Origin of the sequence: Bordetella genomosp. 13, from assembly GCF_007679965.1 — a bacterium.
In the GTDB taxonomy this organism is placed as follows: domain Bacteria; phylum Pseudomonadota; class Gammaproteobacteria; order Burkholderiales; family Burkholderiaceae_B; genus Bordetella.
On the sequence record NZ_VEHL01000002.1, the window covers coordinates 349974 to 366288 of the forward strand.

At 68.8% G+C, this 16315-nt stretch carries 19 protein-coding genes; 6 read left to right on the forward strand and 13 right to left on the reverse strand.

Features of this window, described 5'->3' with window-relative positions:
* Nucleotides 1-98: 98 nt before the first annotated feature.
* Nucleotides 99-827: an IclR family transcriptional regulator gene (locus FS845_RS07490; RefSeq protein ID WP_144632129.1), complete on the reverse strand. Its 729-nt coding sequence runs from the start codon at nt 825-827 to the stop codon at nt 99-101.
* A gap of 264 nt (nt 828-1091) precedes the next feature.
* Between FS845_RS07490 and FS845_RS07495 the strand changes: the two genes are divergently transcribed.
* The 3 genes from FS845_RS07495 (at nt 1092) to FS845_RS07505 (ending at nt 4393) form a co-directional block, all read left to right on the forward strand.
* On the forward strand, nt 1092-2021 hold the full coding sequence (locus tag FS845_RS07495) for a hydroxymethylglutaryl-CoA lyase (protein WP_144632133.1): 930 nt from the start codon (nt 1092-1094) through the stop codon (nt 2019-2021).
* 183 nt (nt 2022-2204) lie between these two features.
* Nucleotides 2205-3404 carry a CaiB/BaiF CoA transferase family protein gene (locus FS845_RS07500; RefSeq protein ID WP_144632136.1) on the forward strand — a complete coding sequence of 400 codons (1200 nt, stop codon included), beginning with the start codon at nt 2205-2207 and terminating at the stop codon, nt 3402-3404.
* On the forward strand, nt 3401-4393 hold the full coding sequence (locus FS845_RS07505; protein WP_144632139.1) for a Bug family tripartite tricarboxylate transporter substrate binding protein: 993 nt from the start codon (nt 3401-3403) through the stop codon (nt 4391-4393). Before FS845_RS07500 ends, FS845_RS07505 begins: the two co-directional genes overlap by 4 nt.
* 183 nt (nt 4394-4576) lie before the next feature.
* On the opposite strand, the gene FS845_RS07510 is transcribed toward FS845_RS07505, so the two are convergent.
* Together FS845_RS07510 and FS845_RS07515 are read right to left on the reverse strand one after the other, a co-directional pair.
* Complete coding sequence (locus tag FS845_RS07510; protein WP_144632142.1) at nt 4577-5110, reverse strand: DUF934 domain-containing protein; 534 nt, start codon at nt 5108-5110, stop codon at nt 4577-4579.
* Nucleotides 5103-6839, reverse strand: a complete 1737-nt coding sequence (locus FS845_RS07515; RefSeq protein WP_144632145.1) for a nitrite/sulfite reductase — start codon at nt 6837-6839, stop codon at nt 5103-5105. The genes FS845_RS07510 and FS845_RS07515 overlap by 8 nt, the downstream gene beginning before the upstream one ends.
* Before the next feature lie 308 nt (nt 6840-7147).
* Here FS845_RS07515 and FS845_RS07520 point away from each other — a divergent pair, with 308 nt between their 5' ends.
* Nucleotides 7148-7375 (forward strand): hypothetical protein, encoded by a 228-nt coding sequence (locus FS845_RS07520; RefSeq protein WP_144632148.1) that lies wholly within the window; start codon nt 7148-7150, stop codon nt 7373-7375.
* Between the two features lie 44 nt (nt 7376-7419).
* On the opposite strand, the gene FS845_RS07525 is transcribed toward FS845_RS07520, so the two are convergent.
* Entirely contained in the window at nt 7420-8067 is a 648-nt protein-coding gene (locus FS845_RS07525; RefSeq protein ID WP_144632151.1) for a carbonic anhydrase, read from the reverse strand.
* Between the two features lie 256 nt (nt 8068-8323).
* Here FS845_RS07525 and FS845_RS07530 point away from each other — a divergent pair, with 256 nt between their 5' ends.
* Nucleotides 8324-8656 (forward strand): PsiF family protein, encoded by a 333-nt coding sequence (locus FS845_RS07530; RefSeq protein WP_144632154.1) that lies wholly within the window; start codon nt 8324-8326, stop codon nt 8654-8656.
* Nucleotides 8657-8742: 86 nt separating this feature from the next.
* Here the strand turns inward: FS845_RS07530 and FS845_RS07535 are convergent, their stop codons facing one another.
* The 7 genes from FS845_RS07535 to FS845_RS07565 all read right to left on the reverse strand — a co-directional run bounded on the left by FS845_RS07535 (nt 8743) and on the right by FS845_RS07565 (nt 13189).
* On the reverse strand, nt 8743-9078 hold the full coding sequence (locus FS845_RS07535; protein WP_144632157.1) for an FxLYD domain-containing protein: 336 nt from the start codon (nt 9076-9078) through the stop codon (nt 8743-8745).
* Between the two features lie 200 nt (nt 9079-9278).
* Nucleotides 9279-10319 carry a cyclase family protein gene (locus FS845_RS07540; RefSeq protein ID WP_186332200.1) on the reverse strand — a complete coding sequence of 347 codons (1041 nt, stop codon included), beginning with the start codon at nt 10317-10319 and terminating at the stop codon, nt 9279-9281.
* Between the two features lie 5 nt (nt 10320-10324).
* Nucleotides 10325-11107 (reverse strand): 3-oxoadipate enol-lactonase, encoded by a 783-nt coding sequence (pcaD, locus tag FS845_RS07545; RefSeq protein ID WP_144632820.1) that lies wholly within the window; start codon nt 11105-11107, stop codon nt 10325-10327.
* Nucleotides 11108-11219: 112 nt separating this feature from the next.
* On the reverse strand, nt 11220-11516 hold the full coding sequence (locus FS845_RS07550; RefSeq protein ID WP_144632161.1) for a YciI family protein: 297 nt from the start codon (nt 11514-11516) through the stop codon (nt 11220-11222).
* A 14-nt stretch (nt 11517-11530) separates the two neighbouring features.
* Nucleotides 11531-11806 carry a muconolactone Delta-isomerase gene (gene catC / locus FS845_RS07555; RefSeq protein WP_144632164.1) on the reverse strand — a complete coding sequence of 92 codons (276 nt, stop codon included), beginning with the start codon at nt 11804-11806 and terminating at the stop codon, nt 11531-11533.
* Nucleotides 11807-11858: 52 nt separating this feature from the next.
* Entirely contained in the window at nt 11859-12503 is a 645-nt protein-coding gene (locus tag FS845_RS07560) for a 3-oxoacid CoA-transferase subunit B (RefSeq protein ID WP_144632167.1), read from the reverse strand.
* Between the two features lie 2 nt (nt 12504-12505).
* Nucleotides 12506-13189, reverse strand: a complete 684-nt coding sequence (locus tag FS845_RS07565; protein ID WP_144632170.1) for a 3-oxoacid CoA-transferase subunit A — start codon at nt 13187-13189, stop codon at nt 12506-12508.
* Nucleotides 13190-13319: 130 nt separating this feature from the next.
* Between FS845_RS07565 and FS845_RS07570 the strand changes: the two genes are divergently transcribed.
* A complete protein-coding gene (locus tag FS845_RS07570; RefSeq protein ID WP_144632173.1) occupies nt 13320-14102 on the forward strand; it encodes an IclR family transcriptional regulator in 783 nt (260 codons plus the stop codon).
* A gap of 74 nt (nt 14103-14176) precedes the next feature.
* On the opposite strand, the gene FS845_RS07575 is transcribed toward FS845_RS07570, so the two are convergent.
* On the reverse strand, nt 14177-14902 hold the full coding sequence (locus tag FS845_RS07575; protein WP_144632176.1) for an SDR family NAD(P)-dependent oxidoreductase: 726 nt from the start codon (nt 14900-14902) through the stop codon (nt 14177-14179).
* A gap of 35 nt (nt 14903-14937) precedes the next feature.
* Nucleotides 14938-16272 carry a short-chain fatty acid transporter gene (locus FS845_RS07580; protein WP_144632191.1) on the reverse strand — a complete coding sequence of 445 codons (1335 nt, stop codon included), beginning with the start codon at nt 16270-16272 and terminating at the stop codon, nt 14938-14940.
* Nucleotides 16273-16315 lie beyond the last annotated feature (43 nt).

Consider the following 16315-nt stretch of genomic DNA (forward strand, 5'->3'; position numbering starts at 1 on the left):
GGTAATGTACGGATAATAATACAATAGGCAATGACGACACTTCGGACAAACCCGGAGCCCGTCCGGCCTGCCTTTCGCCGACCTGGCGGTCGTACTGCTTACCCCACCAACCCCCGCAATTTCTGCGCCGCCGCCTGCACGGCCTTCAGGTTCTCCGCCTTGTAGCGATGCGCCGGCGCCGTCAGCGTGACGGCCGCCGCGATGGTGCCGTCATCGCGCAGCACCGGCACGGTGATGCCCGCGACTTCCGCCAGGCGGTCGCCCACGGCGGCGAAGTAGCCATCGGCGCGGATGCGTGCGTACAGCTCGCCATCCGGGCCGTCGACGTGCCCCAGCACGGGGTCGTACGCCGTCAGCACGCGGCCGCCGGTGCCGCGGTCCAGCGGCAGCAGGTCGCCCGCCTTGATGAAGTCGCGGATCGGGCTGGGCGAGTCCACCCGGTACAGGCATAGCCGCGCGTCGCCCTGGCGCACGTGATAGGCGGCGCTTTCGCCGGTGGCGGCCACCAGGTCGCGCAGCACCGGCACCACCACGTGTTCCAGCGAGAATGCGGCCGCGTACAGCGCGTGCACGCGCGCGATTTCCGATCCCAGCGCATAGCGGCCGTCGTCCAGCCGCTGGATCCAGCGCGCGTGCTCCAGAGACGCCAGCAGGCGCAGCACGGTGCTCTTGTACAGGCGCGTGCGCTCGGCCAGGTCGGCCAGTCCCAACGAGGCATCGCCGGGCCGGAACGCGCCGATCAGGCTGAGCGCGCGATCGACCGCCGCCACGCCGCCGGGCGCTGCGGCCGCGTCGGCGACGGATTCGGTGGAGGCTTTCTTCGGCATCGGGTCCCTTGAAGGCGGGCGCTGGAAGCGCCTGATGAGCCCTGGATTTTATGCGGCGAGGGCCTGCCGGGCGGGCGGACGACATCCACGGGGCGGCTATGCGTTACCTGTCGAGGAAGCGGCCGCCGCCGTGGGGACAGCGTTCGCCGCGTCGCCTCGCCAACACCGCGCGTTGACACCGCACAACCATCGGGAGCAAAATCTATTTCATAAGAAAGAATTTTGTTCTATCTTACAGAATAAACTCCAATGGAGCGAGACATCGTGACCCCAGCTTCTCCCGACGTCCTCATCAGCGAGGTCGGCCCCCGCGACGGCCTGCAGTCCGTGGCCGCCACCATGCCCACCGATGCCAAGACGCGCTGGATCGACGCCCTTGTGGCCGCCGGCGTGCGCGAGATCGAGGTGGCTTCGTTCGTGCCGCCCAGGCTGCTCCCGCAGATGGCCGACGCCGCCGAGGTGGTGCGGCACGCGCTGCGCCACCCCGGCCTGACCGTGATGGCGCTGGTGCCCAATCGCCGCGGCGCGGAGAACGCGCTGCGCGCGGGCGTGCACAAGCTGACCATGCCGGTCTCGGCCAGCCATGCGCACAGCCTGGCCAACGTGCGCAAGACGCCCATGGAAATGGTCGACGAGGTGCGCGCCATCGTGCAGCTGCGCGACGAGATCGCACCCGGGGTGAAGATCGAGGCCGGCATTTCCACGGCGTTCGGCTGCACGCTGCAGGGCGAGGTGGACGAGGACGACGTCATCCGGCTGGCGGCCGCCTGCATCGAGGCCGGCGCCGATGAATCGGGCCTGTCCGACACGGTGGGCTATGCGAATCCTGCGCAGGTGCGCCGCTTGTTCCGCCGCCTGCGGCAGGAGATCGGCACGCACGCCGGCGCCGCGCACATGCACAACACGCGCGGCCTGGGGCTGGCCAATTGCCTGGCCGCGTGGGACGAGGGCGTGCGCACCTTCGACAGCTCGCTGGGCGGGCTGGGCGGCTGCCCGTATGCGCCGGGCGCCTCGGGCAATGTGGTCACGGAAGACCTGGTGTTCATGTTCGAGGCCATGGGCGTGCGCACCGGCATCGACCTGGACCGCATCGTGGCCGCGCGCGCGCCGCTGGCCGCCGGATTGCCGGGCGAGCCGCTGTACGGCATGACGCCGGATGCCGGCCTGCCCAAGGGCTTCGCGCAGGCGGCGTAAGGCCGCGGCGGGAAGCGCAGGCAGGGCCGCGCTCGCCGAGCGCAATGCCCCGGCCGCCCGCGCCCATGCCTGCTTCGCGGCGCCGCCGCGCGCGGGCCCGGGCCAGGTACTCCGCCAGTCCCTCATCGCACGCGCGCCTCCAGGCGTGTGCCGTTTCACCGATCCGTCTGTAGAAAAAAGCCAATGTCCGCTGCCAATCCCTTGCCCTACGAGGGCATCCGAGTCATCGAATTCACTCACATGGTCATGGGGCCGACCTGCGGCATGCTGCTGGGCGACCTGGGCGCCGAGGTCATCAAGATCGAGCCGGTCGGCGGCGACAGCACGCGCCGGCTGCTGGGGTCGGGCTCGGGCTTCTTCCCCATGTTCAACCGCAACAAGAAAAGCGTGGTGCTTGACCTGAAGCAGCCGGATGGCGTGCAGGCGGCGTTGCGGCTGATCGACACCGCCGACATCGTCAGCGAGAACTTCAAGAGCGGCGTGATGGACAAGCTGGGCCTGGGCTACGAGACGCTGAAAGCCCGCAACCCGCGCCTGATCTACGTCAGCCACAAGGGCTTCCTGGCGGGCCCGTACGACAACCGCACGGCGCTGGACGAGGTGGTGCAGATGATGGGCGGCCTGGCCTACATGACCGGCCGTCCCGGCGATCCCGTGCGCGCGGGCACCAGCGTCAACGACATCATGGGCGGCATGTTCGGCGCCATCGGCGTGATGGCCGCGCTGGCCCAGCGCGAGAAGACGGGCGAGGGCACGTACGTCGAGGCCTCGCTGTTCGAGAACAACGTGTTCCTGATGGGCCAGCACATGCTGCAGTACGCCGCCACGGGGCGCGCGCCCGCGCCCATGCCCAGCCGCGTGGCCGCTTGGGCCGTGTACGACGTGTTCACGGTGCAGGACGGCCAGCAGATCTTCCTGGCGGTGGTCAGCGACAAGCAATGGCGCATCTTCTGCCGCGCCTTCGGCATGGACGACCTGCTGGCCGACGCGCGCCTGGCCACCAACAACGACCGCGTGCAGGCACGCGAGTGGATGATGCCCGAGCTGCGCAGCCGGCTGGCCTCGCGCAGCGCCGCCGAACTGGCGCGGGTGTTCGAGGCCGAGGGCCTGCCGTTCGCGCCCATCACGCGCCCCGAGGAATTGTTCGACGACCCCCATCTGGCCGCCACCGGCGGCCTGGCGCCGATACGCATGAACGACGGCAGCACGTCGCGCGTGCCGCTGGCGCCGTTCACGCTGGGCGGCGCCCAGCCCCCCGTCCGCCTGCAGCCGCCGCGCATCGGCGAGCACACCGAGGCGCTGTTGCGGCAGGCGGGCTATGCCGACGCGGACATCGAATCCCTGAAGGCAAGACAAATCACACAAGGAGACAGCACATCATGATTTCCCTCACTCGCCGGCAATTGCTGGGCGCCGCGCTGGCGTCGGGCGCCTTGCCCGCCTGGACGCAGGCCCTTGCGCAGTCGTCCGATTTTCCGGGCAAGCGGCCCATCCGCCTGGTGGTGCCCTACACGCCGGGCGGCGGCACGGATGCGATGGCGCGCCTGACGGCCGAGAAGATGGCGGCCGAAGCGGGGTGGAGCGTGGTGGTCGAGAACCGCCCCGGCGCGGGCGGCAACATCGGGCTGGACCAGGTGGCGCGCGCGCAGCCCGACGGCTACATGCTGGGCATGGGCCAGACGGCCAACCTGGCCATCAATCCGGCGCTGCTGCCCAACATGCCGTTCGACGCGGCCAAGGACTTCACGCCGGTGGCGCTGGTGGCCTCGTTGCCCGTCATCCTGGTGGTGCGCGCGGATTCGCCGTGGCAGTCGGTGCAGGACGTGGTGAAGGCCGCGAAGGCGAAGCCAGGCGAGGTGAAGCAGGCGCTGGCGGGCACCGGCACGGTGGGCCACCTGGCCGGCGAATTGCTGGCCTACGACGCGAAGTTCAAGGTGCTGAACGTGCCGTACAAGGGCGCCGCGCCGGCCCTGAACGACCTGCTGGGCAAGAACACCGACTATATGTTCTCCACGGCGCCCGCCGTGCAGGAAATGATACGCGGCAAGGTGCTGCGCGCGCTGGCGGTGACCTCGGGCGAGCGCCTGGCGATCCTGCCGGACGTGCCCACCGTGGCCGAGTCCGGCTTTCCGGGCTTCGAGGCGCTGGACTGGAAGGTCCTGGTGGCGCCGGCCAACACGCCCAGGGACGTGGTGGACAAGCTGAACGCGGTGATGGAAAAGGTGCTGGCCAGCCCGGCCACGAAGCAGTACCTGGCCAGCGAGGGCAGCCAGCCGATGGGCGGCACCGCGGAGCACGCGCGGCAATATCTGGCGGCCGAGCAGAAGAAGTGGGCCGGACTGATCCAGGACGCGAAGATCACGCTGGGTTGAGCGCGGCCGGGGCCGCGACGAGGGCCGCGTGGGCCGCGCACGTGTACGAGCGCGCGCAGGTGTGATTCAGACCGGGGCGAATGAAAAACGGCGCGCGAGGGTTCGCGCGCCGTTGTGCGGAGGATCGCCCGCGGCCTTGCCAGGCTGGCCCTGTCGCCAGGCCGGGCATCGGCCGTGCATTCGTCAGGCCGGCACCAGATACGTCTTCTGGTAGTGCACGCTGAAGGTCTTGAAGGCGGCCAATGCCTTGTACGGATCGTGGCCGGCCTTGACCAGGAAGCTGTCGAAGCCCACGCGCGCCTGGTAGTGGATGGTGTCGATCATCACGTCGCCTACCGCGCGCAGTTCGCCGGTGTAGCCATGGCGCGTGCGCAGCAGCTGCGCCAGCGAATAGCCGCGGCCGTCGGTATAGGCCGGGAACTCGACGGCGATCAGCGCGATGCCGGTGGTGTCCAGCGTCCCGGTGTCGCCGCCCAGCAGGTCGGCCAGGTCGGCGTCCGGCGGCAGCAGCACGCCAACCGGATTGCGGCGCGCGCGCAGCACGTCGCGCTCGGCCTTCCAGGTGGCCAGCGTCACGATCCAGTGGGGCTCGTCGGCGGGGACGGCGGAGGCCGTCTCTTCACCTTCGGCGGGCGCGTACTCGCGCCAGTCGTTGGCTTGCAGCTCGCCGTTGCGGATCAGGTGAGGAACGCTCAGGTCCAGGGTGGCGTCAGGCATCCGCGGTCTCCTTCTCGGGCTTGACGATATCCGGATCGCTGTACACGTCCTTCTTGAATGGATCGATGCCGAGGCGGTCGACCACGTCGATGAAGCGTTCCTCGTCGCTGTCGCGCAGGCTCAGATAGGTGCGGATCAGGCGATCCACCACGACCGGCACGGTGTCGCGCGCGAACGAGGGGCCGATGATGCGGCCGATGGCGGCGCCGCCGCCGCGCAGCGATTCCAGGTCGGGCAGCGGCTTGGCCGCGCCGTTCTGGCGGCCGCCGATGGTGACCTGATACCACTCCTCGCCGGCCTTGTCGACGCCCAGGATGCCGATGTGGCCCACGTGATGGTGGCCGCAGGCGTTGATGCAGCCGGAGATGTTCAGGTCCAGCTCGCCGATCTCGAACAGATAGTCGAGGTCGTCGAAGCGGCGCTGGATGGCCTCGGCCACGGGAATGGAGACGGCGTTGGCCAGCGCGCAGAAGTCTCCGCCCGGACAGGCGATGATATTGGTCAAGAGGCCGATGTTGGCGGTGGCCAGGCCCAGCGCGCGCAGCTCCTGCCACAGTTCGTGCAGCTGCGAGCGGCGCACGTCGGCCAGGATCAGGTTCTGCTCGTGCGAGACGCGCAGTTCGCCGAAGCCATAGCGTTCGGACAGGTCGGCCACGGCGTCCATCTGGTCGGCCGTGATGTCGCCCGGCGGCACGCCGGTGGGCTTGAGCGACACGGTGACGGCGGCGTAGCCGGCCATCTTGTGATCCTTCACGTTGCGGCGCAGCCAGTGCGCGAAGGCCGGGTTCAGCGCGGCCTGCTCGGCCGTGGTGTCGGCGTCGTCAGCGGCCTTCGCATCGTACTGCGGCCACGTGAAGCGGCTGGCAATGGTGTCGACGAACTGCTGCGTGATCGTGTCGGGGCCGTCCTTGATGCGCTGCCATTCTTCGTCGACCTGCTGGGCGTACACCTCGGGCGTCAGGTCCTTCACCAGGATCTTGATGCGCGCCTTGTACTTGTTGTCGCGGCGGCCGTGCAGGTTGTACACGCGCAGCGCGGCCTGCAGGTAGGTCAGCAGGTGCTGCCATTCGACGAACGGGTTGATCAGGTGGCCGACCATGGGCGTGCGGCCCAGACCGCCGCCGATCCACACGCGAAAGCCCATCTTGCCGTCGCGCTCGACGGCCTGCAGGCCGATGTCATGCACGCCCACGGCGGCGCGGTCCTCGACGGCGCCGCTGACGGCGATCTTGAACTTGCGTGGCAGGAAGGCGAATTCGGGGTGCAGCGTGGACCACTGGCGGATGATCTCGCACCATACCAGCGGGTTGATCAGCTCGTCGGGCGCGATGCCGGCGAAGTGATCGGTGGTGGTGTTTCGGATGCAGTTGCCGCTGGTCTGGATGGCGTGCATCTGCACCTTGGCCAGCTCGGCCAGGATGGCGGGCACGTCTTCCAGGCGCGGCCAATTGAACTGGATGTTCTGGCGCGTGGAGAAGTGGCCGTAGCCGCGGTCCCAGGTGCGGGCGATGTGGGCCAGCGTGCGCAGCTGGCGCGCGGCCAGCATGCCGTAGGGGATGGCCACGCGCAGCATGGGCGCATGGCGTTGCACGTACAGGCCGTTCTGCAGGCGCAGCACGCGGAATTCGTCTTCGGTCAGTTGGCCGTCGAGGAACCGGCGCGTCTGGTCGGTGAACTGCGCCACGCGCTCGTCGACCAGTTGCTGGTCGACTGGATCGTAGACATACATGATGGTTGTCTGTTGCGTTGGAATCTGTTGTGGGCGAAGCAGGACGGTGGGGCGTCCTGCCGCCGTGCCGCGGGCATTGTAGGAAGAATGCGGCGCGGTCTGCGGGTTCTCATAACCGTAACAGCAGACAAGGCGGCGGGTCTAAGTCTTTCTGGTAATAAGGAAGGAGCGTCCGGTTGTGAAGGCGCCGTGACGACGCGGGCGTCTTGGCGCCCGCGGCGCGCCCGCCCGGACGGGCCGGTTGCCAAGGGGGCGGCCAAGGCGGGTGCTATAAACGACAGGTAGTGTCTTTTGCAGGGGCTGTACAGATGTCGCTTCACACCATGGGTCAACTGGGCGCCGCGCTGCTGCTGGCAGCCACCCTCGCGGGCTGTTCGTCGAGCAGGCCCGAGGAGCCGAGCCGCAGCAGCGATTGCAGCTGGTGGCGCAGCAGTTGCATGTATGAGGGCCAGTACGAGCCGGACGAGCGCGAGTACGCCGAGGAAGAGGCCGCGCGCCTGAACCGGCAGCAGTCCAGGCGGATGGGCAGGGATTAGGTTGTCCGGGCCGGGCCGTCCGGTCCGGGCCCTCCACGCCGGCGTCAGCCGGCGGGATTTTCCACGCAGGGGGCGAACTGCCCCGAGGCCGGGTCGCGCACGAACAGCACGCCCGTGGCCACGCCGAAGTAGGCGCCGTGCAGCACCAGTTCGCCGGCGTCGACGCGGCGGCGGATGGACGGGAAGGTCAGCAGGTTGGCCAGGCTCTGCTCGATGACGGCCAGCTCCAGGCGCTTCAGGTCGGCGTTGCGGTCGCCGGTGGAGGGCCCCAGGCGGTCTGCCACGGGGCTGATCTGCGACATCCACTTGCCGATGAAGTCCATCTTGGACAGCGGTTCGGCGTCGTCGTAGAACGCGCGGATGCCGCCGCACGAGGCATGGCCCAGCACCACGATGTTCTTGACCTTCAGGCCGTTGACCGCGAACTCGATGGCCGCGCTGGTGCCGTGGTACGACGATTCCGAATCGGTCTCGGCCGGGGGAACCAGGTTGGCCACGTTGCGGATGACGAACAGTTCGCCAGGACCGACGTCGAAGATGACTTCCGGCGATACGCGCGAGTCGCAACAGCCGATGATCAGCGTTTCGGGATTTTGGCCGGTTTCGCCCAGGGCCTGGTAGCGGCTGCTTTCGCCGGGAAAGCGGCCCTGCAGGAACGACTGGTAGCCTTCGGTGAGTCTTTTGGGAAACATGGTTTCTTCCTTGTTTTGGCGCGTCCGGCGCCGTCGCGTGGGCCCCGGCGGGGGCGGTGCGGCGCGTGGGCACCCTGGATTTTCCCATATCGGCCCGACTACCGCCCGCCTGGCATTTCAGGTTTAAGACAGTTTTCCAGGCTTGCGCCTGCCGGCGCTTTTGCCGGATGATGGTTCGCCGGCCCGCGGGCCGCGCATGCGCCAGCCCGGCCAGTCCGTGCATTCCGCCCGGACGGGGCGCGCCCAGGAGGATGCCATGGCTTTTCCGACCCGTGAACTGACGGTCGCCGCCCTGCTGGCGGTGTTCTGCGCCGCGCCTGCCTGGGCGCAACAGGCCACCCCCACGCCCGCCAAGACGCCCACGCCGCAGCAGCAGCGCATGGCCGACTGCAACAAGGCCGCCGCGGACAAGAAGGGCGACGAACGCAAGGCCTACATGAAGAGCTGCCTGAAGGGCGAGGCGCCGGCGGCCACCGTGACGCCGCAGCAGCAGCGCATGAAGGACTGCAACGCGCAGGCCACCGCGCAGTCGCTGATGGGCGACAAGCGCAAGATCTTCATGAAGGATTGCCTCAGCACCAAGACCTGACGGCGCGGGACGCCCGGCACGTCGCGCTCCCCTATGCCATGGCGCAGCGCGCGGGCGCTGCCTCCGTACGCGGGCGCGAGGCGCGCCTACTCGGCCTTGACGTCCACCGCGGTGAACCGGCTGAAGCTCTGCGGCGTGGTCGCCAGCAGTTCCCAAGAGGCGCCCGGCGGCAGCGGGGCCTCGGCGCGCTGGGCGACACGGCCGATCTCGGCGCCGTTGGCGTCGTACAGCGCGAAGACGATGGACGGCGCGGGCAGCAGGCGGTCGCCGTTGTTGGTGACCGTGCCGGTGATGGTGGTCTGGCCCATCGTGGTGTCGCGGGTGGCTTGCAGGTTCGACACCGAGACGCCATAGGACAGGCTCTGGGCCGTGGCGGAGCCGGCGGCCAGGGCCAGCAGCAAGGCGGCGAATCGCGTTTTCATGGGCATCTCCGGAAGCAGCGCGCGGGGCGCCGGGGCCCTTCACGATAAGCCGGCAGCTGTGACAACGCGGTGCGCAGTCGTGTCGGTTTGTTTATGGCGCGTCGCGCCCGGCCCGCGGTGCCGTATAGGCGCCGTAAAGGTGCCGGACCGCGCGTGCTCCACCTGCGCGGGGCGCGGATGTTCCCGCGCGGCGCGCCCGCCTATACCGTGGCGATCGGCGTGGCGGGCGAACCGATGGCGTGCGGCAGCCGCAGCGGAGGCGCGGTCAGCATGAAGCGGTGCCGGCCGTTGGCATGCAGCCAGTCGGCCAGGTCCTTCATGTACCAGAGTTCGGCCAGCGGCAGGCCCAGCTTGAACAGGCAGTGATGGTGCAGCGGCAGCATCGGACGCTGCCCGGTGGTGGCGCGCGAGGGATAGGCTTCCACCGCGTAGTTGTCCGCGCACAGCGCCGCGATGCCGCTGTCGGTGATCCATTGCAGCAGGCCGGCGTCGGTGCCGTCCAGCGCGGCGCCGTACTGGTGCAGCACGTCGCCGTCGGGCTTGCCGTTCATCTCGACCAGCTTCTCCGCGTAGCCCGTGCGCAGCAGCAGCATGTCGCCGGACTCGACCTCGATGCCGTCCGCGTCCATGGCCTGGCGCAGTTCGCGCAGGCCGATCATCGTGCGGCCGGTGCCGAAATGGCGCGCCAGGTCGACCAGCACGCCGCGGCCCTGCATGCCTTTCTCGGCCAGGTTCTCCACGCCCAGGCGCAGCGCCGCCGACGGGCCGCCGCTGTTGCAGCCGCAGCCGGTATGGTCGCCGTCGGCGGGGCCTACCACGTCCACGCCAGCGCGAAAGCCGTTGTAGTAGCACAGCTCGGGCTTGCCGTCGCCGTCGGCGTCGAACAGCGCGCCCACGTGCGCCAGAGAATCCCATTGCGTCGAATACTGCGTGGAAAGCAGCACCTGATCGTCGCTGAGCACGTCCACCGCGTCGGGGTTCAGATTGCGCAGCGGAAAGTTCAGGTAGGGCGTGTCCTGCAAGCGGGTGGGGCTGAGCTGCGGCGGATGGCGGCGCGGGTTCAGCACGTTGCCGCCCGGCAGGTTCAGCGGCAGCGACAGGCAGAAGGTCCTGCCCGCGCGGATCTCGCGCGCGCCGTTCAGCACCTGCGTTTCCTGGATGAGGTTCAGCCGGCCCAGTTGGTCGTCCGGCCCGAAATCGCCCCAGTTCGAGCCCTCCGGACGTTGCTTCCAGCGTTGCATGGCGGTCAGTCCTCCTGCAGGAAGTCGAGCACGGCGCGCGTGAAGGCGTCGGGCTGTTCCCAGTTCGAGATGTGCGAGGTGTCCAGTTCCAGGTAGCGCGCGCCGGGAATGGCCTCGGCCAGCTCGCGCCCTTGCTGCGGCGTGGCGGCCACGTCGTGCGTGCTGCCGATGACCAGCGTGCGCGCGCGGATGGCCCGCGCCTTTTCGCGCAGGTCGTTGTCGCGCAGCGCGGCGCAGTTGGCGATGTAGCCGGCGTCGGGCGTGCGGCGCAGCATGTCGGTCAGCACCTGCGTCAGGCCGGGCTGCGCGTTGCGGTAGGCGGGCGTCAGCCAGCGCTCGACCAGCGTGGGCGCCATGGCCGACACGGTGTCCCGCGCCACGGCCGCCATGCGGGTGCTCCAGCTGTCGACCGAGCCCAGGCGCGCGGCGGTATTGCACAGCACCAGGCGATCCACGCGCTGCGGATGCGCAAGCGCCAGCGTCATGCCGGTGGGCCCGCCCATCGACAGGCCGCAGAAATGCGCGCGTTCGATGCCGACGTGGTCCATCAGCTCGCGCACGTCCTCGGCAAGTCGGTCGAAGCGGTACTCGCCATCGGGCACCGAGGAGCGGCCGTGGCCGCGCGTGTCGTAGCGCAGCACGCGGAAGTGGCGGGCGAAGGCGGGCACCTGCTGCGACCACATGTCGGCGCTGGATCCCAGCGAATTGGACAGCACCAGGGCGGGTGCGTCGTCGGGGCCGTCGACCACGTAATACAGCGTGGCCTGGCTGAGTTTGGCGTAGGGCATGAAGGGAAAACTCGCGTGGTGCATGGGCGAAGCGTGGCGCCCGCGTGGATGAAAAGGGCATGCGCCGCGCCGTCTGCCGGCACGGCGGCCGAAACGGCGTGCCGCCACTGTCCTACAGGTACGACTTGCCGTCGACGTAGGCCTTGCGCCAGCGCGTCAGCGTGACGCGCTCGAACAGGTCGGCCTTGTGGAACGGGTCGGCGGCGATGAAGCGTTCCGCTTCCTCGCGCGTGTCCAGCGCCACCACGTACAGGCCGCCGCCGGCGTCGCTGCCGTCGTCGTTCAGCTTGGCGCCGGTGGCCAGCAGCAGGTGCTTGTGTTCGTCCAGGAACTTCAGGTGCTCGGGGCGGTGCTGCTGGCGCACGGCCTGGTGGTTGGGCTTGTCGAAGGTTTCGATGATGTAGGGCATGGCGGGCCTCGTGGTCAGATGGCCGACGGGTGGCGCGCCAGGGCGGTCACCTCGACGTCCATGTAGGGAAAGAGCGGCAGCGAGAACAGCAGGGTGTTCAGTTCGTCGTGGTCGGCCACGTCGAACACGCTGACGTTGGCATAGCGGCCGGCCACGCGCCACAGGTGGACCCATTTGCCTTCGCGCTGCAGCGTCTGGGCCAGGGCCTTCTCGTCGGCCTTCAGGCGGTCCGCGCGCTCGGCGGGCATGTCGGGGGGCAGGTTGACCTGCATTTGCACCATGTACAGCATGGGAGACTCCGTAATGGGCACGGCGCCCCGTGGGGCGCCGTGTGGATGAAACCTAGTTGGCGAACGTCAGGGGCAGGCCCGTCAAGGCCAGCAGGCCGTCTGGCGTGGCGTCGCCGAACAGGTCGATGACGGTGACCTTGCCGTCGCGCAGGTCGAACACGGCCACGTCGGTGTACACGCGCGACACGCAGCGCACGCCGGTCAGCGGATAGCTGCAGGCCTCGACCAGCTTGCTCTGGCCTTCGCGCGTGGTCAGCTCCATCATCACGTACACGTCCTTGGCGCCGATGGCCAGGTCCATCGCGCCGCCCACGGCGGGGATCGCATCGGGCGCGCCGGTGTGCCAGTTGGCCAGGTCGCCATGGCGCGACACCTGGAACGCGCCCAGCACGCAGATGTCCAGGTGGCCGCCGCGCATCATGGCGAACGAGTCGGCATGATGGAAGAACGCGCTGCCGGGCAGTTCGGTCACCGGCTGCTTGCCGGCATTGATCAGGTCGTAGTCTTCCTGGCCCTTTTCCGGCGCGGGGCCCATGCCCAGCAGGCCGTTCTCGGTGTGGAGGATGACCTCGCGGTCGGCGGGCAGGTGGTTGGCCACCAGCGTGGGCAGGCCGATGCCCAGGTTGACGTAGGCGCCTTCGGGAATGTCGCGCGCCACGCGGGCGGCGATCTGGTCGCGGTTCAGACGATTGCTCATGATTACTCCTGCACGCCGCGCGGGGCGTCGATCTGCACGACACGCTGGACGAAGATGCCGGGGGTGACGACTGCTTCCGGATCGAGTTCGCCCAGTTCCACCACCTGGCGCACCTGCGCCACGGCCACGCGGGCGGCGCTGGCCATGATGGGCCCGAAGTTGCGCGCGGTCTTGCGGTAGACCAGGTTGCCCCAGCGGTCGCCGCGCTCGGCCTTGATCAGTGCGTAGTCGGCGTGCAGCGGGTATTCCAGCACGTAGTGGCGGCCGTTGATCTCGCGCGTTTCCTTGCCGTCGGCCAGCGGCGTGCCGTAGCCGGTGGGCGTGAAGAACGCGCCGATGCCGGCGCCCGCGGCGCGGATGCGCTCGGCCAGGTTGCCCTGCGGCACCAGTTCCAGTTCGATCTTGCCGCTGCGGTACAGGCCGTCGAAGATCTGCGAGTCCGTCTGGCGCGGGAACGAGCAGACGATCTTGCGCACGCGGTTGGCGCCCAGCAGCGCGGCCAGGCCGGTGGTGCCGTTCCCGGCGTTGTTGTTGATGATGACGAGGTCTTTGGCGCCCTGCTCGAGCAGGGCGTCGATCAGTTCCATGGGCTGGCCCGCGGTGCCGAAGCCGCCGATCATGACGGTGGCGCCGTCGGGCACGTCCGCCAGCGACTCGGCGGCGCTGGATACAAGTTTGGAGATCATTGAGGGTCTCGAAGGGATGGAAGTGTCTCGGTTTGTTCTATAGTCGAACATTCGTTCTTTTATAGAACATCGTTTCATGGTGGGTGGGGGGTGTCAAGACGACCGTCCACCTTCTGTTTTTGGATGATTCATGGTCGAGCAAGCGCACCAGCCGCCCAGCGACAGCTACGTGCAGTCCTTCGCGCGCGGCCTGTCGGTGATCCGCGCCTTCGGGCCGCAACGCCCGCGCATGACGCTGTCCGAGGTGGCGGCCGCCACCGGGCTGACGCGCGCCGGCGCGCGCCGCATCCTGCTGACGCTGGTGCAGCTGGGCTACGTCGAGGCCGACCAGCGCCGCTTCGCGCTGACGCCGCGCATCCTCGAGCTCGGCTACGCCTACCTGTCGGCCACGCCGCTGTGGGACCTGGCGCTGCCGTACATGGAAGAGGTGGCCGAGACCACGCGCGAATCGTGCTCGGTGTCCGTGCTGGACGGCACCGACATCGTCTACATCCTGCGCCTGTCCACGCACAAGGTGATGACCATCAACCTGGCCGTGGGCAGCCGCCTGCCCGCCTGGGCCACGTCGATGGGGCGCGTGCTGCTGGCCGGACTGCCCGAGGCCGAGCAGGAACGCCTGCTGGACGCCAGCCAGATCCAGGCCTACACGCCATCCACCATCACGGACCGCGCCGCGTTGAAGCGCGTGCTGGCCGAGGTGCGCGAGCAGGGTTATGCCTGCGTGGTGCAGGAGCTCGAACCCGGCCTGCAATCGGTGGCCGTGCCCATCATCGACCGCAGCGGCCGCGTGACCGGCGCGATGAACGTCAGCGGGCATGCCAACCGCTACTCGCGCGAGCAGATGCTCGAGGCCTTCCTGCCGCTGTTGCGGCGCGCCGCGCAGCACATCAACCAGGCCCTGCAGCGGCGCTGAGCGCGCGCGGGCGGGGCAGGCGGCGCCGGAGGGGCAGGCGAGCGCGCGGGCCATGGCGGTCGTTCGTGCCGGGATCAGATGGGCGCCATGCCCAGCGAGGTGCCGCCGCATACGTACAGCACCTGGCCGGTGACGAAGCCGTTGTCGGGCGACAGGAAGAACATGGCCGCGCGCGCCACGTCTTCCGGCGTGCCCAGGCGCTTGACCAGGATGCTGTCGATGATGCGCTGGGTCTGCGGCGCGCCTTCGGGGTTGCTCTTCATGAAGAGGTCGGTGGCGATGGGGCCGGGCCCGATGGCGTTGACGGTGATGCCGTCGCCGCCCAGTTCCATGGCCAGCGTGCGCGTCATGCCGATCAGGCCGGCCTTGGTGGCCGAATACACCACGCGTTCGGGCTTGCCCAGCGCCGCGCGCGAGGACATGTTAACGATGCGGCCGAAGCCCGCCGCGCGCATGTCCGGCAGCACGGCCTGCACCAGGATCAACGCGGTGCGCAGGTGCAGGTTCACGACGTAGTCCAGGTCGGCCAGCGTGGCCGTGTCGGCCGTGCCGGGCCGCGTGGCGCCGGCATTGTTAACCAGGCCCACAATGGCGTACGACTGCACGGCCTGCTGCGCGGCGGCCTGGGCCTGTTCGGGATCGGTCAGGTCGGCCTGGATCGAGACCAGGCCCTCGGGCGGGTTCTCGGGCAGGCGGTAGTCGATGTTGACGACGCGCTGGCCCGCGTCCAGCAGGGCGCGTGCGATGGCGGCGCCGATGCCGGCGCTGGCGCCGGTGACCAGATAGGCGGTGGGTTTCATGGGGTGGACTCCTCGTGGGGCGTTTGCGGTCGGGCTCAGGCCATGTGGCCCCAGATCCAGACGGTGGCGATGTGCAGGATGCCGACCCAGACCATCATGATCACGGTGTAGCCCATCACGTCGCGCAGCTTCAGTTTGGACAGCGCCAGCGCGGGCAGGATCCAGAAGGGCTGCACCAGGTCGTTCCAGGCGTTGCCCAGCATCACCGACATCGCGGTCTGGTTGATGGGGCTGCCGATCTCCTTGGCCGCCTCGATCATGAAGGGGCCCTGGATGACCCAGTGGCCGCCGCCCGAGGGCGCGAAGAAGTTGATGACGAACGAGCTGAGCAGGCCCCAGAACGGCAGCGTGGACGGCGTGGCCACGTCGACGAACACCTGCGAGATGGTGTTGACCAGGCCCGAGCCCGCCATGATGGCCATGATGCCGGCGTAGAACGGATACTGCAGGATGATGCCCGAGATGGTCTTGATGCCTTCGTTCAGCTTGGCCACGTAGGCGGCGGGCGTGCCCAGCAGGATGATGCCCAGGAACAGGATCACGAAGTTGATCAGGTTCAGGTCCAGCGAGCCGCCGTCGGCGATGTGGAAGGCCACGTAGGCCACGCCCAAGAGGCCGATCAGCAGGCTCAGGATGCGGCTGTTGTTCAGGCGCGAGGCCAGCGTGCGGCCTTCGCCGTCCTCGTCGGACACCGGCGCCTTCGCGGCCTGGTCGATGGCCGGGTCCACCTCGACCACCTTCTGTCCGGCCTTGGGATGCAACCACGCGTTCAGCAGCGGCAGCGTCACCAGGATGACCGCGCTGAGTATCAGCATGGGCGGCGAGAAGATGGTTTCCGACAGCGGGATCACGCCCATCTGGCCGGCCAGCGGATGGCCCGGCGTGGCGATCAGCACCGGGATGCTGGCCGACAGGCCCAGGCCGTACATGGTGAAGCCGCTGTAGGCAGAGGCGATGATCAGCGGGTAGTGCACGCCTTGCACGCGCCTGGCCAGCTTCTTGGCGACGATGCCGCCGATCACCAGGCCGAAGCCCCAGTTCAGGTAGCTGCCGATGGCGCCCACCAGCGTGGCCACGATGATGGCGGTGTGCGGCTTGTGCACGGCGCCGACGATGCGGTCCAGCAGGCGTTCGGTGACGGGCGCGGTGGCCAGCACGTAGCCCATGGCCAGGATCACGGCCATCTGCGTGGTGAAGGCCAGCAGGCTCCAGAAGCCCTTGCCCCATTCGCGGGTGATGGCGCCCAGCCCCTGGCCTTCCACCGCCATGGCCAGCACCACGGAAAGCAGCGTCAGGCCGATGGCGAATACGAAGGGATCGGGCAGATACTTGCGCATCAGCTCCGTGAAGAAATTGGCGAGGCGGTTCATGCGTGTCTCCAGCTTGTGTCTGGCAGGTGAGGCAATGCACGCG

Excerpts from the sequence above, each read along its gene's own strand:
- FS845_RS07550 (WP_144632161.1), bottom strand. The coding sequence starts at position 11,516 with ATGCCCTACATCATCGAAACCTTCGACAAGCCCAACCACCAGGCCGTG.
- pcaD (WP_144632820.1), bottom strand. The coding sequence starts at position 11,107 with ATGCCCTACGCCAAACTCAGCCAGGCCACGCTGTATTACGTGGTCGAC.
- FS845_RS07570 (WP_144632173.1), top strand. The coding sequence starts at position 13,320 with ATGGTCGAGCAAGCGCACCAGCCGCCCAGCGACAGCTACGTGCAGTCC.
- FS845_RS07510 (WP_144632142.1), bottom strand. The coding sequence starts at position 5,110 with ATGCCTGACGCCACCCTGGACCTGAGCGTTCCTCACCTGATCCGCAAC.
- FS845_RS07535 (WP_144632157.1), bottom strand. The coding sequence starts at position 9,078 with ATGAAAACGCGATTCGCCGCCTTGCTGCTGGCCCTGGCCGCCGGCTCC.
- FS845_RS07505 (WP_144632139.1), top strand. The coding sequence starts at position 3,401 with ATGATTTCCCTCACTCGCCGGCAATTGCTGGGCGCCGCGCTGGCGTCG.
- FS845_RS07580 (WP_144632191.1), bottom strand. The coding sequence starts at position 16,272 with ATGAACCGCCTCGCCAATTTCTTCACGGAGCTGATGCGCAAGTATCTG.
- FS845_RS07515 (WP_144632145.1), bottom strand. The coding sequence starts at position 6,839 with ATGTATGTCTACGATCCAGTCGACCAGCAACTGGTCGACGAGCGCGTG.
- catC (WP_144632164.1), bottom strand. The coding sequence starts at position 11,806 with ATGCTGTACATGGTGCAAATGCAGGTCAACCTGCCCCCCGACATGCCC.
- FS845_RS07575 (WP_144632176.1), bottom strand. The coding sequence starts at position 14,902 with ATGAAACCCACCGCCTATCTGGTCACCGGCGCCAGCGCCGGCATCGGC.
- FS845_RS07525 (WP_144632151.1), bottom strand. The coding sequence starts at position 8,067 with ATGTTTCCCAAAAGACTCACCGAAGGCTACCAGTCGTTCCTGCAGGGC.
- FS845_RS07520 (WP_144632148.1), top strand. The coding sequence starts at position 7,148 with ATGTCGCTTCACACCATGGGTCAACTGGGCGCCGCGCTGCTGCTGGCA.
- FS845_RS07500 (WP_144632136.1), top strand. The coding sequence starts at position 2,205 with ATGTCCGCTGCCAATCCCTTGCCCTACGAGGGCATCCGAGTCATCGAA.
- FS845_RS07560 (WP_144632167.1), bottom strand. The coding sequence starts at position 12,503 with ATGAGCAATCGTCTGAACCGCGACCAGATCGCCGCCCGCGTGGCGCGC.
- FS845_RS07530 (WP_144632154.1), top strand. The coding sequence starts at position 8,324 with ATGGCTTTTCCGACCCGTGAACTGACGGTCGCCGCCCTGCTGGCGGTG.
- FS845_RS07565 (WP_144632170.1), bottom strand. The coding sequence starts at position 13,189 with ATGATCTCCAAACTTGTATCCAGCGCCGCCGAGTCGCTGGCGGACGTG.
- FS845_RS07540 (WP_186332200.1), bottom strand. The coding sequence starts at position 10,319 with ATGCAACGCTGGAAGCAACGTCCGGAGGGCTCGAACTGGGGCGATTTC.
- FS845_RS07490 (WP_144632129.1), bottom strand. The coding sequence starts at position 827 with ATGCCGAAGAAAGCCTCCACCGAATCCGTCGCCGACGCGGCCGCAGCG.